We start from the raw sequence: 13,492 nt of genomic DNA, 5'->3' as shown, positions 1-13,492 counted from the left end.
CAATGGCGGGGGCGGGCGGTTGGTCGGTCATGGGGTCGCGGTAGCGGCCCCGCCCTCAACCAAGGAGATATGCCATGGGTGAACTGACCGACAAGGCCAAGGGCCTCGCCAATGAAACCGCCGGCAACGCCAAGCAAGCCGCCGGCAAACTGACCGATAATAACCGCCTCCGCGCCGAAGGCGAAGCGCAGGAACGCCGCGGCGAAGGCCAGAATCTCGCCGGAAAGATCAAGGGCGCGCTGGGCGACAAGGTCTGAGACGCCAAATCCCCGTCATTGCGAGGAGCACGGCGACGAAGCAATCCCAGCCCGCCGCTTTGAGCTTCGGGACAGGGATGGCTTCCTTGGCCTGCGCCGAGCGCGCAATGACAAAAAAGGCCCCGGCAATGCGGGGGCCTTTTTCTTTTCGGGCGAGAGAAAGGGTTAACGCCCGCCCGAAGCAACCAGATCGACGTCGGTCATATTGGCGTCGCGCCGGGCGAAGATGACATAGGCGAGATCGCCCTTGGTCCCCCCGAGCACATGTTCATCGCCGCGCACGCGGTGATCGCTCGAATAGCCGGCCTGCACCGCCATGGTGTGATAATAGTTGAACACCGACGCGATGGGCGCGGCGGTCTGGAAATTGACCACGCGCAAATTGCACTTGCCACCGTCAACCCCCGCTGCCTCGCGCAGCGTCGCGCGCGGATAGACTTTGAACGCGGCCGGAAGGCGGTCGGCCCATTCATTGTTATAGGTCAGCTTGGCGTCGCAGGTGCCTTTCGACTGTTCGCGGGCGAGCGCGCCGATGGTGACGGGCTGTTTCTGCGCCTTGCAATCCTCGCACCCTTCTTCAAAGGGCAGCGCCTTGGGCGCGGCGAGCAGCTTGCCGGCTTTCAGCGCTGCGGCAGCTTCGGCGGCGCGCGCGGCCGCAGCGCTGCCGACCGCCGGAGCCGCGCCATCGGCGGGGCGCTGGCCGGGGGTGACCGCATTGCGGTTCGCTGGGTCGGCAAGGCCCGGATCGACCATGATCTTGTCTTCGAGTGCGCCCTTGATAGCGGGGTCGGCCTCGACGAGGCCGTCGTCGAGCGGGGCCAGTTCGGCTTTGTTATCCGGCTGGTCCCGGCATCCGCCGAGGCCCGTCGTGGCCATTACCAAACCGGCAACCAGCCATTTTCCGCGCCACTTCATCGCTAACACTCCCTTAACATTTACCTTGCAACTGCCCGACTTTGGTTAAGAAGATGTGAGCAAACAGGGTTAAGAGGCAAGCCTTCTTCACCCAAAAACTGTGCCGGAAGGGGACGCTTCGCCATCGCAGCGGATTAGGCGGGAGGTTTCAACCGCTGCTTGGCGATGCACGACGGCCTGCCGATAAACGGGATCGGTGACCATTTCGAGAAAAGCCGAAGCGGTGGGGTAGCGGGCGATGAACAGCGTATCGCAATTCTCCGCATCAGGGCCGATGACCATGGTTTCCATCCTTCCGCGCCAGATAATGGTGCCGCCGACACGCTGGAAAACGGGGCCGCTATGCTCACCGTAAAGCGCATAGGCCTCGACCCCCGTCAGCCTTTTGGCCGCAAGAGGGTGATCGGTGGGATAGGCGGCCTCGCCCCGAAAGCGGACAAGGTTCAGCATATGGATTTCCCGGTCGCGCGGCAGAGCCTTGAAGGCGTCGAACTGCGTGCGCTCAGGGTCGATATGGCGGTCTGCGGTCATGGCTGAAATTCGTTGCGTTTGATGCGCCAATCCTCGGCGCCTTGCACCCAGGCGTCGACGCGCGCGTCCTCGAAGGGGGCGGGCAGGCGGGTCGGGCCGCTGTTAGTCGCGCCTAGCCGCTTTGCCAACGCTTGCGAGCGAATATTGTCGACATCGATGCTGTGCATCAGTTGCGGCCATTTCAGAAACTCGACCGCAAAATCGCAAGCTGCGATCGCAGCTTCCAGGGCATAGCCTTTGCCCGCAAAGCGCGCCGAAAGGCCATAGCCGACCTCGGGCGCGGGCCAGCCTTCGGGTTCCCAGGGGCCGACGCGGCCAATCCATTCGCCCGTGGACCGCTCAATCACGGAAAACATCGAGAAACCGCGAATATGCCATGCGCCGGCAATAAGGCACCATTGGCGCCAAGCGGCCGCACGCGCACAGGCGCCGCCGATAAAGCGCATTGTCTCCTCTTCGGTGCACATGGCGGCGAAGGCGTCAAAATCTTCGGGGGCGGGCGGGCGGAGGATCAGGCGCTGGGTGACGAGCAGGGGGCCGTTGAGCATGGCGCAGTCCTTTTGGCGGGGGAGATATTCTCTTTCTGTCCTTGCGCCATGTTTTGAGCAGGGGCAAGGGCGCCTGCCGCAGATAGGGACCGGATTGCGTTCGAAAAGAAGGGGCGCCGACCAAGTCGGCGCCCCCATCGTCGCGGCGCATTATTGAGGGGTGGTGGATGCGCCAGGACGATATGGCCGACCCCGGCGGAATGCTGTGTTCTGCCGGGGCCTGGCAAATTTAGCGACAGCGATATTTGTCGCGATCGATTTCCCGACCCAGCAGCGCGCCTGCACCCGCACCAATGATAGTGCCAAGCAGCTTGTCGCCGCCACCGGCGATTTCATGGCCGGCCAGACCACCGACCGCACCGCCGATCAGCAGGCCGGTCGTACCATTGTCGCGCTTGCAATAATAACGCCCGTCATCGCCGCGCCAGATGCGCGTGTCGCGGTTGATCCGCTGGTCGCGAGCATAATGGCGGTGCTTTTTATTCTTTTTGTGAAAGCCACTGTCCTGAGCGAGCGCGATAGGCGCCGCCGCGATATCAGCGGACGGAGTCGCGAGGCCGCCCGGAACGCCCGCCAGAACGGGGCTGGTGAGGGTGAGGCCGGTAGCCATTGCGGCGGCCCTCAAACCCTTGGTAATCTTTTTCATGACTCGATCCTTTCCTGGTCCGGCATTCTTTCCCTTTCGGGCCGCTATCCGGGCTCCGGCGGGGCGAACGCTCGATGTGAAGAACGAGGGTTTTGTGCCGCATGTTGCATGAACCTGCGGCAACAAGATGAAGCGAGTGCGCCCGTCGATGAACCGAATTGGTCTTGCCCCGGTCGCTGGCTCATGCGACACATTCGCCATGCTCAATATCGCTTCTCTCCTCATCGGTGCGATTGCTTTGATTCTGGCGGTTGTCGCATTCATCCCCCTGCTTGGCTGGGCCAATTGGCTCATCATTCCCTTTGCGGCGGTCGGCCTGGCGCTCGGCGCAATGTCGGGCAGCACCAGCGGACGCAATCTGAACATCGTTGTCGTGGTCATTGGCGTGATTCGCCTGATGCTGGGCGGCGGAATCATCTGATCGAACGGCCTCGGCGATGACGACCCCAACGCCGTCTCCGCAAGGGAGCGAACAGCGCGGTCTGCCCTATGCGATTGCCGCCTATGGCATATGGGGTTTCGTCCCGATTTTCTTCAAGTTGCTGGAAACGGTCCCACCCGTTGAGGTGTTGACGCAGCGGATCATCTGGTCGCTGCCCTTTTGCTTCGCCATCATGATCTTTCGCCGCCAGATCGGCGAATATATGGCTGCCTTTCGCGATTGGCGCTTGCTCCGCCTGCTGCTTGCCAGCGCGGTGCTGATCGGGATCAACTGGCTTGTCTATATCTATGCGATTTTCACCGAACATGTGCTTGCCGCCAGCCTCGGCTATTATCTGAACCCTCTGATCAATGTGCTGCTTGGCATGATATTTCTTGGCGAGCGACTGTCGCGCCTTCAGGGTGTGGCGGTTGCTATGGCCGCCTTGGGCGTGGCGATGCTCCTTGCAGGGGCGCTGAATACCCTTTGGATCAGCGTTACTCTTGCTCTGTCTTTCGGAACCTATGGTTTGCTGCGCAAGATTGCCCCGGTGGGGTCGCTTCCCGGGCTTGCGGTCGAAACAACCTTGCTGCTGCCCATCTCGCTTGCCGCCGCCGCCTATTATCTGGTCGCAGACAGCGGCACGGGTTTCGGGTCGAGCACCGGGATCAGCCTGTTGCTGGCAGCGGCTGGAGTAGTGACCGCGGTGCCGCTGTTGCTCTTCGCCACCGCCGCGCGGCGGATGAGCTATGCCGCGCTGGGCTTCATCCAGTATCTGGCGCCCACTATCCAGTTTTTCGTGGGCATTTTCCTGTTCCGCGAACCGCTCAAACCCGCGCAGCTTATCTGCTTCCTGCTGATCTGGGCGAGCATCGCCGTGTTCAGCTTTGATCTGTGGCGCAAGATGCGCGCGAGCCGGATGATCGAGATCGCCTGAGCGCCGGCGGATCAGACCAGCCGCCACCCCAGCGTTTCGCCCGCATGAAAAGGCACGACCTCGCCGATGCGGTCGGGCACCGTCACTTCGGCGCGTTCGAGCGTCACCGTGCCTTCGTTGAGGGGCAAGCCATAGAAGCGCGGGCCGTTTTCGCTCGCAAAAGCCTCGAACCAGTCGAGCGCATCATCTTCGTCAAAGGCGGTGAGATAGGATTCAAGCGCGAAGGGCGCGTTGAAAATTCCCGCGCAGCCGCAGGCGCTTTCCTTCGTGTGCACCTCATGCGGCGCGCTGTCGGTGCCCAGGAAGAATTTGGGCGAACCCGATGTTGCGGCGGCGCGCACCGCCAGCCGGTGATGCTCGCGCTTCGCAACGGGCAGGCAATAGGCATGGGGACGAATGCCGCCCACCAGCATGGCATTGCGGTTGATGTGCATATGCTGCGGCGTGATCGTCGCGGCGACATTGGCGGGGGCGTCGGCGACAAACTGCGCCGCCTCTGCCGTGGTGATATGTTCAAAGACGATCTTGAGCGCGGGCATGTCGCGCACCAGCGGCGCCAGCGTGCGCTCGATAAACACCGCCTCGCGGTCGAAAATATCCACATCATGGTCGGTCACCTCGCCATGGATCAGGAGCGGCATGCCGATGTCCTGCATCCGCTCCAGAACCGGGCGGATATTGGCGATGTCGGTGACGCCATGCGCGCTGCCCGTGGTCGCATGGGCGGGATAAAGCTTGGCGGCGGTGAACACCCCCTCCGCGTGGCCGCGCGCCATTTCCGCGGCGTCGCTCGTGTCGGTCAGATAGGCGACGATCAGCGGGGTGAAATCCATCTCCGCCGGAACCGCCGCATTAATCCGCTCGCGATAGGCCTTGCCTTGTTCGACCGTCGTGACCGGGGGCGACAGGTTCGGCATGACGATCGCGCGCGCGAACTGCCGCGCCGTATAGCGGGCGACATGGTTCAGCATGGCGCCGTCGCGCAAATGGACATGCCAGTCGTCGGGGCGGCGGATAGTCAGGCGGTCGGTCATGGCGAACCTCGGTCATTGCGGGCTTGGGTTTTGGCTGCGCCGTCCCTAGATTATCGTCATGACCAATACCAGCCTTCACAATCGCGCGCTCCTTCGTCTGTCGGGGGAGGATGTCCGGGGATTTCTGCAGGGGCTGGTGACCAATGATGTCGCGGGCAATCTGCCCGTCTGGGCGGCGCTTTTGACCCCGCAGGGCAAGGTGTTGTTCGATTTTATGATCTGGGGTGATGAGGAAGATATCCTTATCGACTGCGAGGCAGAAGTCGCCGACGCGCTGGCGAAGCGGCTCACCCTCTATCGCCTGCGCCGCGCAATCAGCATCGCCCGTGAAGAGGCGCTGGCGGTGCATTGGGCGCGCGAGGGCGATCTGGGTGTCCCCGACCCGCGGCTTTCCGATCTGGGTCAGCGCTGGCTGGCGCCGCCAGAGGAGGGGGAGGGCGCCGACGCCGACTGGCGCGCGCATCGCCTGTCGCTGGGCGTCACCGAAGGGCGCGCCGAACTGGGCGACGGCGCGACGCTGTGGCTTGAATGCAATGCCGCCGAGCTCAACGGCGTGAGCTTTGCCAAGGGCTGCTATGTCGGGCAGGAAAATACCGCGCGGATGAACTGGCGGCAAAAGGTCAACCGGCGGCTGGTCGTCGTCCCCATCGCCGAGGCCGATGAAAAGCGCCAGATGATCGCCTATCCCGATCTCGGCTGGTCGGTCGAGCATCGCCGCGTCGAGGCCATTGATGCAGCGGTCGCCCCCGGCTGGCTGCGCGAAGGGTTGGCGGCGACCGGGGGATAAGGGTTCTGCCCCCAAAGGCTCCGCGCACTGCATGACAGCAGGCCGCACGGCTGATAGGCTGCGGCGCATGTCCTTCACCCTTGCTCTCTCCCTGTTGCTCCCCCCGCTGGCCGGGGCGGAAGCGTCCGGCACATCGGCTGCCTGGCCCGCACCCGTGGCAGAGGAAAAAACCGCGCCTTCGCGGCTGGCGCCGCTGGCGGTGGATTCGCGCTGGCGTCCCTATTTTGAGCGCGCTGCCGATGATCTGCTCGCCGCGCTGCGTTCGCGCGACGAACGGCGCTGGGGCCCCCTCTTGGGCGGGATCTGGCTGAGTAAAAATGATCGGCTGCGGGTCGCGGCCCTGCTTGACGATCCGGAGGGCGTCTTTGCCCCCTTGATGACGGACGATGCACCCATCCGGCGGCATATTTTGGGCTGGGCACCGCCCGCGGCCTATTCACCAGCCGAACGCAGCGAATTGGCGGCGGGGCCAGAGGCCGAAGCGTTGATCTGCTGGTCCGCCGGGGGCGACGCGCGGCCCGCTGTGGCGGCACAGGCGGATAATGCGCCGGGGCGCGGCTATGCCTGCGCGCGCATCGCCTATTCGCTGCGCGAGGATATGCCGCGCTGGCGCGCCTTTATCGACGGGCCGGGCATCGGCCCTGCTTAACCAAAGCCCAACGTCTTTGTGCCATAGGCCCGGCCATGATCGGACGTTTTTTTGGCCTGGCCTTTTTCATCGCGGCGTTGTCGGTCGGCATGGCGAAATGCGCCAGCCGAACGCCCACGCTTGCCGAGACCGAAAGCGGCGGCACGGTTTCGGGCAATCATGACAATTGGACGACCCAGCCGCGGACGAAGGGCGGCTGGTCCTCCGGCACCGCGCAGCGCAGCGCAGGCGGCGAAGTCCGGCTGGGCCGGGCAAGGGATTCGCATTTCTATGCCGACGCCAGCATCGACGGACGCCGCATCCGCATGATGGTCGACAGCGGCGCGTCGATCATCGCACTCACCCGCCGCGATGCCGAAACGCTGGGGATTGATGTTGCGAGCCTGCGCATCGGCGGGCACGCAAATACCGCGGGCGGCACCGTCCCGCTGCGCCCCGTCATGCTCGACAGCGTCGCGGTCGACGGCATCGAAAAGCGCCGGGTGCAGGCCGCGGTGATCGACGCCGACATGGGCGTCTCGCTGCTCGGCCAAAGCTTTTTGTCGCGGCTCGACGCGGTGAACATCGAAGGCGATACCATGACCTTGCGGTGAGGGGGGCTGCGCTCCTCTCCCGAGGTCATCCCGGGCTTGACCCGGTCGTCATCCCGGGCTTGACCCCGTCGTCATCCCGGGCTTGACCCGGGACCCGCCTTTTCTCTTCCCAGCGGGAGCGGATCGAAGCCGAAATCTTCGGCCAGGTCGCGCCACATGGGATTCATCGTGTGGATCAGATCATATTTCCATGCGCGTAGCCATCGCTTGATGCGCTTTTCGCGCAGGATGGCGGCTTCCATCGTCTCATGGCATTCGAACCAGACCAGCCGCTTGATTCCATAATCCTTGGTATAGCCGCCGAACGTCCCTTCGCGATGCTGGTGGACGCGTTGAACAAGGTTCGACGTAACCCCGGTGTACAAGGTGCCGTGGGAAGATCGCGCGAGAATATAGACGCAGGGGCCGCGTTCCATCACCGCATCAAGAAGGAAGGCGGGTCCCGGGTCAAGCCCGGGATGACGGGCGGGTCAAGCCCGAGGAGTGTTACAGGGGCTCACGCGGAGGCGCGGAGACGCGGAGTGAAGAAGAGGAGCGGCATAGCCGCACAATAAAAGGGCCTGAATGGTGAGACGTCCCGGACCACCGGAGGCCCGCGTTTCTTATAAAAGCCGTCTCTCCGCGTCTCCGCGCCTCCGCGCGAAATTCATCCTCTCTGCGTTCTCTGCGCCTCTGCGCGAAGTTGCTTATGGCACGCAGGCCTTGGGCCACGCATGTTGAAACCCCTTCGGTGCGGCGAGTTATGGGGGCGACGCAAGAAGGAAGGCGGGTCCCGGGTCAAGCCCGGGATGACGACCGGGCCCAGCTCCGGATGGCGGGCGGGTCAAGGCCCGGATGGCGGCAGTGCAAAGCGTGCCGCCCCTTGTCATTGCCCAGGCTTTTCTCCACATGTCGGGCATGAATGCTCCCACTCCACCGCTCAAGGCCGCCGTCGTTCCTGTCACCGCCTTTCAGCAGAATTGCACCCTGCTCTGGTGCACCGAAACCAACAAGGCCGCCTTTGTCGACCCCGGCGGCGATCTCGACAAGCTGAAGGATGCCGTCAAACAGACGGGGGTGGAGGTGGAGAAGATCCTCGTCACCCATGGCCATATGGACCATTGCGGCCAGGCGGGGATGCTGGCGAAGGAATTGGGTGTGCCCATCGAAGGGCCGCATGAGGATGACCGTTTCTGGATCGAGCGTTTTGCCGAGGATGGCGCGCGGTTCGGCATGGTCGGCGAAATTTTCGAGCCCGACCGCTGGCTGGTCGATGGCGATCAGGTGACGGTGGGCCATCTGACGCTCGACGTCATCCATTGCCCCGGCCACACGCCGGGGCATGTCGTCTTTCACCATGGCCCGTCAAAGCTGGCGATCGTCGGCGATGTGCTGTTTCAAGGGTCGATCGGTCGGACCGATTTTCCGCGCGGCAATCATCAGCAATTGCTCGATTCGATCACGCAGAAATTGTGGCCGCTGGGCGAAGAGACGATTTTCCTGCCCGGCCATGGTCCGCACAGCAGCTTTGCCCAGGAACGGCGCACCAATCCCTTTGTCGGCGATGCGGTGGTGGGCGCGAACGGCTGAAGGCGCCCGCGCCCGCTCGCAGAAAAATCATTGGGGCAGGACAACCTCGGTCTCGCCAATTTCGGTGATGACCGGCTTTCCGGTCGCCGTATAAACCGAAACGAGCGCGATAATCGCAAGGCCAAGTTGCACCAGCATCGAACCCAGCGTGCCTGCCATGCGCGCCCAGCCCATGCCGTCCATGCCAAAGGCGTGGAGGATGCGCGCTACCAGATAAAGCACGCCGACCGCCCAGAGCCAAAGCGAGGAGCCGATCGCGAGCTCGATCAGCGCGAGCAGAATCAGGACAAAGGCCGTATTCTCGATATAATTGCTGTGCGCGCGCATCCGGCGTTGCAATCGTTCATTGCCGCCATCGCCGACCGAGATTTTTTCCTGTGTCCGGACGCGCCCCACGCGCATCATCAGCCAGAGGTTGAGTAGCGCGGCCCCCGCCGCGATTGTCAGGCTGACAGGCAAAATAAACATGGCGTTTCCCCGCTATCTTCTCGCCCGTGCGGCGAGTTTCCGGCGGCGGGTGTGACAGCATGGCCCGCATAGGGCAAGTCCCGCGCCCGAAGGCGGGCGGCGGGGAGCCGCGCGGCGACCTAAAGCGTCCATGCGACCGTCAGGGCTTGCCTTTGCGGGCAAAAACGCTATAGCCGCGCCCGATCCGGCACCCGACACCTTCTGGCGTTGAGGCACCTTCCGGCTAAGATTCTTCCTGTCTTTATCGGGGCAGAAAGAAGATTTTGGCGCGGCGGGCGGGCCAGTCATTCCCCAGTAAGCGGGGGGCGACATGTCCGGGTTCGCCGATTCGGTTAAACAGTTAAGAATGCAGGAAATATCATGGCCGTCCCCAAGCGAAAAACTTCGCCCTCCAAGCGCGGCATGCGTCGCAGCCACGACAGCCTGAAGGTTGAAGCCTTTCAGGAATGCCCCAATTGCGGCGAATTGAAGCGTCCGCACAACCTCTGCAACGCCTGCGGCCATTATAATGGCCGTGAAGTGGTGTCGGTCGGCGCATAATAGCTAGCCGGAGGGCGACAGCATGAGCTTGCCACCGCGAATCGCGATCGATGCGATGGGCGGTGACGTGGGCGTCCGCGTCATGTGCGCGGGCGCTGCCATGGCGCGCCACCGGCATGACCAGCTGCGCTTTCTACTGGTCGGGGACGAGGAGCGGATCAAAGCCGCGCTCGACCACCATCCCAATCTGCGCGCTGCTTCGGACATTATTCACACCGATAAAGTGGTGTCGGGTGAAGAAAAGCCAAGCCAGGCGCTGCGCAGCGGACGGGGCAGTTCGATGGGCCTTGCCATCGACGCGGTAAAACGCGGCGATGCGGGCGGGGCTGTGTCCGCTGGTAATACTGGCGCGCTGATGGCGATGGCAAAGCTTGCGCTGCGCACCATGCCGGGCATCGACCGCCCGGCGCTCGCTGCGCTGCTGCCGTCGCTGGGCGACAATGATGTTGTCATGCTCGACCTTGGCGCCAATACCGAGTGCGACGCCACCAATCTGACGCAATTTGCCGTGATGGGCGCCGCCTATGCGCGCACCGCCATGGGGCTGGAGCGCCCCCGCGTCGCGCTGCTCAATATCGGCACCGAAGAGATGAAGGGCACCGATCAGATTCGCGACGCGGCAGCCTTGCTGCGCGGGGCTCAAGGGCTTCCGATGGAATTTGCGGGCTTTATCGAAGGCGATAAATTATCGCGCGGCGATGTTGACGTCGTCGTCCATGATGGCTTTTCGGGCAATATCGCCCTAAAGACGATCGAAGGGACGGCGCGTTTCGTGACCGACCTGTTGCGCCGCGCCTTCACTTCGTCGGTGCGATCGAAAATCGGTTTTCTCATTTCGCGCCCCGCGACCGAACTGCTGCGCCATCATCTGGACCCCAATAATCACAATGGGGCGGTTTTTCTGGGCTTGAACGGGGTGGTGCTGAAAAGCCACGGAAGCGCCGATGCCAAAGGGGTCGCCAATGCGGTTCATCTTTGCGCCGAACTGGTCGAAAAGGATATAACCCGTCAGGTGACTGAGGATCTTGCCAATTTCCGCCGCGGTAGCGCGGCATGACACTGCGTTCCATTTTGGCCGGCACAGGGTCCGCCCTGCCGCGCACCCGCGTTTCCAACGCCGAACTTGCCGAGCGTGTTGATACCAGCGACGAATGGATCGTCGAACGCACAGGCATCCGCTTTCGCTATATTGCCGAAGCCGATGAAACGACCGCGACATTGGGCGCGGCGGCTGCGCGCGAGGCGCTGAAAGCCGCGGGGCTTCAGCCGTCTGACATCGGGCTGATCATCCTCGCGACCGCGACGCCCGACAATACTTTTCCTGCCAGCGCGACCAAGGTGCAGGCGCTGCTCGATGCTCCCGATTGCATTGCCTTTGACGTGGCGGCGGTCTGTTCGGGCTTTCTTTATGCCGTTTCGGTCGCCGACGCGATGCTGCGGACGGGCGCCGCCAAACATGCGCTGGTGATCGGATCCGAAACCTTCAGCCGCATTCTCGACTGGGAAGATCGCACCACCTGCGTTCTCTTCGGCGACGGCGCGGGCGCGATTGTCCTGTCGGCCGAAGAGGTGGCAGATGATCGCGGCATTTTGGCGACCCGCCTTCATGCCGAGGGCAAGCATGCCGAAAAGCTTTATGTCGACGGCGGTCCTTCCACCACCGGCACGGTGGGCCATGTGCGAATGCAGGGCCGCGAAGTCTTTCGTCATGCGGTTGTCAATCTGGCGTCGGTTCTGGGGGAAGTGTTGGGCGATGTCGGCCTTTCGCCATCGGATATCGACTGGGTCGTCCCGCATCAGGCGAACAAGCGCATTATCGACGCTACCGCAAAGAAGCTGAACCTGCCTGCCGAGCGCGTGGTGCTGACGGTCGATCAGCATGCCAATACCTCGGCGGCATCGGTGCCGCTGGCGCTCGATCAGGCGGTGCGCGACGGACGAATTACACGCGGGGATCTGGTGGTGCTGGAGGCGATGGGCGGGGGTTTTACCTGGGGCGCAGCAATCCTGCGCGTGTGACCCGGCGCGCTTTTGCGGCCTTTCCGTCTTAACTTTCCGCTCCATCCATTTCAGTTTGGCGGATTAATTCGCTTTTGTTACAATGTTCCCAAGGACTCGCGACATTGGTGCGTCCGATGCTATTGGGTTCATCCGCTTTCAGGAGGGGGGAAGGAACATCATGACAGCAGGTACGCTTACCCGCGCCGATATCGCTACCCGTATTCACGAACGGATCGGCCTGTCGCGCAACGAATCGGCAAATATCGTCGAATCGATTTTGGAACATATGTCCGATGCGCTGACCAACGGGCAGAATGTGAAGATTTCTGGCTTTGGCACTTTTGTTCTGCGCGACAAGGCGCAGCGCATCGGCCGCAATCCCAAAACCGGCGTTGAAGTGCCGATTCTGCCGCGCCGCGTGATGACATTTCGCGCCAGCCAGGCGATGCGCGCCCGTGTCGCGGGCAAATAAGCGCCAGGGCCATGGCTGACGGCAGGTCTGCAGCATCCGGCCCCGATAAAGGCCCGGAGGGCAAGGCTGCCAGCGCAATGCTCTCCATCGGCGAACTGGCCGCGCGCCTGGGCGTCGCGACCCATGTTTTGCGCTATTGGGAAACCCGCTTTGCGCAATTAAAGCCGCTGCAACGATCGGGCCGTCGCCGCTATTATCGCCCCGCCGATGTCGCCCTGGCGACGCGCATCCACCATTTGCTCCACGAAAAAGGCTTTACAGTCGAGGGCGCGCGCAAGGCGCTCGCTGAGGCAGAAGCCCAGGGCGCTGCCGCGACAGCAGAGCAGGAAGCACCATCGGCCTTGCCGGCCGCTGCGCCCTCCGCTCCGCCCGCAGCGATTAAAGTGGAAAAGCTGGTCGCACTGCGCGACCGGCTGGCGGCTGCGCTGGAACGATAGAGAGGTCGTATCGGCTGGGCTCAGGCGGCGCTTGCCTCTGCCGCCGCGTGCGGGGTTCCGATGCGCGTGCCGAGATCTCGCGCGGCGGCGACAAGCTGACCCGGTTCCCGCGTATCGAGCAGGGGCAGAAGCGTCGAGGAACCGATATTCGCACCGCAATAGCCGAAAATCCCTGTTTCAATCTGCGTCTGCATCGCCCGGTCATAGCCATATTTGGCATAGGTATTAAGGTCCGCCGCCCCAATGGCGACCAGATGGACCGACAGGCGTTGCAGCCGCTTTTCCACCTTGCCCTCCGCTGTTTCAACATAGGCCCAGCCATTGGCGAAAACCCGGTCGATCCAGCCTTTCATCAGCGCGGGCATGGTCCACCAGTAAACAGGATAGACCAGGATCAGCGCGTCAGCCCGGTCGATCCGCGCCTGTTCGGCCCGGATGCTGGCGGGCAGGGGAGCCGTGCCCGCGAAATGCGCCGCATCTGACGGGGAAAATCGCGGATCAAAGCCTTCGGCATGCAAATCGGCGGTTTCGACGCTGTTCCCGGGGCTGGCGGCAAGGATGGCTTCGCGCAGAGCGGTGGCGACCGCATGGGTCAAAGAAGCGGGATTGGGATGGGAAAGGGCGATGAGGCTGTGCATGACGATTCCTTGGGTTGTGGGGAGGGGAGAGACGTTATATACTTTTAGT

At 63.1% G+C, this 13,492-nt stretch carries 20 protein-coding genes; 12 read left to right on the top strand and 8 right to left on the bottom strand.

Annotation, left to right across the window (positions count from 1 at the left end; genetic code table 11):
• The first annotated feature begins 74 nt into the window (after positions 1-74).
• Positions 75-257, top strand: coding sequence for a CsbD family protein (locus tag JV18_RS0104660; RefSeq protein WP_033073602.1), 183 nt, complete (start codon positions 75-77; stop codon positions 255-257).
• A gap of 165 nt (positions 258-422) precedes the next feature.
• Here the strand turns inward: JV18_RS0104660 and JV18_RS0104655 are convergent, their stop codons facing one another.
• From JV18_RS0104655 to JV18_RS0104640, 4 genes are all read right to left on the bottom strand, one after another.
• Positions 423-1,172: a hypothetical protein gene (locus tag JV18_RS0104655; RefSeq protein ID WP_052071737.1), complete on the bottom strand. Its 750-nt coding sequence runs from the start codon at positions 1,170-1,172 to the stop codon at positions 423-425.
• An 87-nt stretch (positions 1,173-1,259) separates the two neighbouring features.
• The gene (locus JV18_RS0104650; RefSeq protein WP_033073601.1) at positions 1,260-1,703 is read right to left on the bottom strand and encodes a DUF1330 domain-containing protein; all 444 of its coding nucleotides are present in this window, start codon (positions 1,701-1,703) and stop codon (positions 1,260-1,262) included.
• Positions 1,700-2,251 carry a GNAT family N-acetyltransferase gene (locus JV18_RS0104645; protein ID WP_033073600.1) on the bottom strand — a complete coding sequence of 184 codons (552 nt, stop codon included), beginning with the start codon at positions 2,249-2,251 and terminating at the stop codon, positions 1,700-1,702. Before JV18_RS0104645 ends, JV18_RS0104650 begins: the two co-directional genes overlap by 4 nt.
• 229 nt (positions 2,252-2,480) lie before the next feature.
• Positions 2,481-2,897 carry a glycine zipper 2TM domain-containing protein gene (locus tag JV18_RS0104640; RefSeq protein WP_033073599.1) on the bottom strand — a complete coding sequence of 139 codons (417 nt, stop codon included), beginning with the start codon at positions 2,895-2,897 and terminating at the stop codon, positions 2,481-2,483.
• Between the two features lie 199 nt (positions 2,898-3,096).
• Here JV18_RS0104640 and JV18_RS0104635 point away from each other — a divergent pair, with 199 nt between their 5' ends.
• Positions 3,097-3,318, top strand: coding sequence for a hypothetical protein (locus tag JV18_RS0104635; protein ID WP_033073598.1), 222 nt, complete (start codon positions 3,097-3,099; stop codon positions 3,316-3,318).
• Between the two features lie 16 nt (positions 3,319-3,334).
• On the top strand, positions 3,335-4,255 hold the full coding sequence (rarD, locus tag JV18_RS0104630; RefSeq protein WP_033073597.1) for an EamA family transporter RarD: 921 nt from the start codon (positions 3,335-3,337) through the stop codon (positions 4,253-4,255).
• Between the two features lie 11 nt (positions 4,256-4,266).
• Here the strand turns inward: rarD and pyrC are convergent, their stop codons facing one another.
• Positions 4,267-5,289 (bottom strand): dihydroorotase, encoded by a 1,023-nt coding sequence (gene pyrC, locus JV18_RS0104625; protein ID WP_033073596.1) that lies wholly within the window; start codon positions 5,287-5,289, stop codon positions 4,267-4,269.
• A gap of 58 nt (positions 5,290-5,347) precedes the next feature.
• On the opposite strand from pyrC, the gene ygfZ reads away from it, so the two are divergent.
• From ygfZ to JV18_RS0104610, 3 genes are all read left to right on the top strand, one after another.
• The gene (ygfZ, locus tag JV18_RS0104620) at positions 5,348-6,076 is read left to right on the top strand and encodes a CAF17-like 4Fe-4S cluster assembly/insertion protein YgfZ (RefSeq protein WP_033073595.1); all 729 of its coding nucleotides are present in this window, start codon (positions 5,348-5,350) and stop codon (positions 6,074-6,076) included.
• A gap of 67 nt (positions 6,077-6,143) precedes the next feature.
• Positions 6,144-6,725: a hypothetical protein gene (locus tag JV18_RS0104615; protein ID WP_033073594.1), complete on the top strand. Its 582-nt coding sequence runs from the start codon at positions 6,144-6,146 to the stop codon at positions 6,723-6,725.
• 35 nt (positions 6,726-6,760) lie between these two features.
• Entirely contained in the window at positions 6,761-7,318 is a 558-nt protein-coding gene (locus JV18_RS0104610; protein ID WP_033073593.1) for a retropepsin-like aspartic protease family protein, read from the top strand.
• 71 nt (positions 7,319-7,389) lie between these two features.
• Here the strand turns inward: JV18_RS0104610 and JV18_RS0104605 are convergent, their stop codons facing one another.
• The gene (locus JV18_RS0104605) at positions 7,390-7,734 is read right to left on the bottom strand and encodes a GIY-YIG nuclease family protein (protein WP_033073592.1); all 345 of its coding nucleotides are present in this window, start codon (positions 7,732-7,734) and stop codon (positions 7,390-7,392) included.
• A gap of 481 nt (positions 7,735-8,215) precedes the next feature.
• Between JV18_RS0104605 and JV18_RS0104600 the strand changes: the two genes are divergently transcribed.
• Positions 8,216-8,887: an MBL fold metallo-hydrolase gene (locus tag JV18_RS0104600; RefSeq protein ID WP_033074949.1), complete on the top strand. Its 672-nt coding sequence runs from the start codon at positions 8,216-8,218 to the stop codon at positions 8,885-8,887.
• A 27-nt stretch (positions 8,888-8,914) separates the two neighbouring features.
• Here the strand turns inward: JV18_RS0104600 and JV18_RS0104595 are convergent, their stop codons facing one another.
• Positions 8,915-9,355, bottom strand: a complete 441-nt coding sequence (locus tag JV18_RS0104595) for an MAPEG family protein (RefSeq protein ID WP_033073591.1) — start codon at positions 9,353-9,355, stop codon at positions 8,915-8,917.
• Between the two features lie 360 nt (positions 9,356-9,715).
• Between JV18_RS0104595 and rpmF the strand changes: the two genes are divergently transcribed.
• The 5 genes from rpmF to JV18_RS0104570 all read left to right on the top strand — a co-directional run bounded on the left by rpmF (position 9,716) and on the right by JV18_RS0104570 (position 12,805).
• On the top strand, positions 9,716-9,895 hold the full coding sequence (rpmF, locus tag JV18_RS0104590) for a 50S ribosomal protein L32 (protein ID WP_011541714.1): 180 nt from the start codon (positions 9,716-9,718) through the stop codon (positions 9,893-9,895).
• Positions 9,896-9,917: 22 nt separating this feature from the next.
• Positions 9,918-10,952 carry a phosphate acyltransferase PlsX gene (gene plsX / locus JV18_RS0104585; protein WP_033073590.1) on the top strand — a complete coding sequence of 345 codons (1,035 nt, stop codon included), beginning with the start codon at positions 9,918-9,920 and terminating at the stop codon, positions 10,950-10,952.
• On the top strand, positions 10,949-11,914 hold the full coding sequence (locus tag JV18_RS0104580; protein ID WP_033073589.1) for a beta-ketoacyl-ACP synthase III: 966 nt from the start codon (positions 10,949-10,951) through the stop codon (positions 11,912-11,914). Before plsX ends, JV18_RS0104580 begins: the two co-directional genes overlap by 4 nt.
• A 160-nt stretch (positions 11,915-12,074) precedes the next feature.
• On the top strand, positions 12,075-12,368 hold the full coding sequence (locus JV18_RS0104575) for an integration host factor subunit alpha (RefSeq protein ID WP_033073588.1): 294 nt from the start codon (positions 12,075-12,077) through the stop codon (positions 12,366-12,368).
• Between the two features lie 77 nt (positions 12,369-12,445).
• The gene (locus tag JV18_RS0104570) at positions 12,446-12,805 is read left to right on the top strand and encodes a MerR family transcriptional regulator (protein ID WP_033073587.1); all 360 of its coding nucleotides are present in this window, start codon (positions 12,446-12,448) and stop codon (positions 12,803-12,805) included.
• 20 nt (positions 12,806-12,825) lie between these two features.
• Here JV18_RS0104570 and JV18_RS0104565 read toward each other — a convergent pair whose 3' ends face one another.
• Positions 12,826-13,443 carry an NAD(P)H-dependent oxidoreductase gene (locus JV18_RS0104565; protein WP_033073586.1) on the bottom strand — a complete coding sequence of 206 codons (618 nt, stop codon included), beginning with the start codon at positions 13,441-13,443 and terminating at the stop codon, positions 12,826-12,828.
• Positions 13,444-13,492: the final 49 nt, after the last annotated feature.

Origin of the sequence: Sphingopyxis sp. MWB1 (assembly GCF_000763945.1) — a bacterium.
Classification (GTDB): Bacteria; Pseudomonadota; Alphaproteobacteria; order Sphingomonadales; family Sphingomonadaceae; genus Sphingopyxis.
The sequence above is the reverse complement of the archived record's forward strand: the minus strand, read 5'-3'. Positions and strand labels throughout refer to the sequence as shown.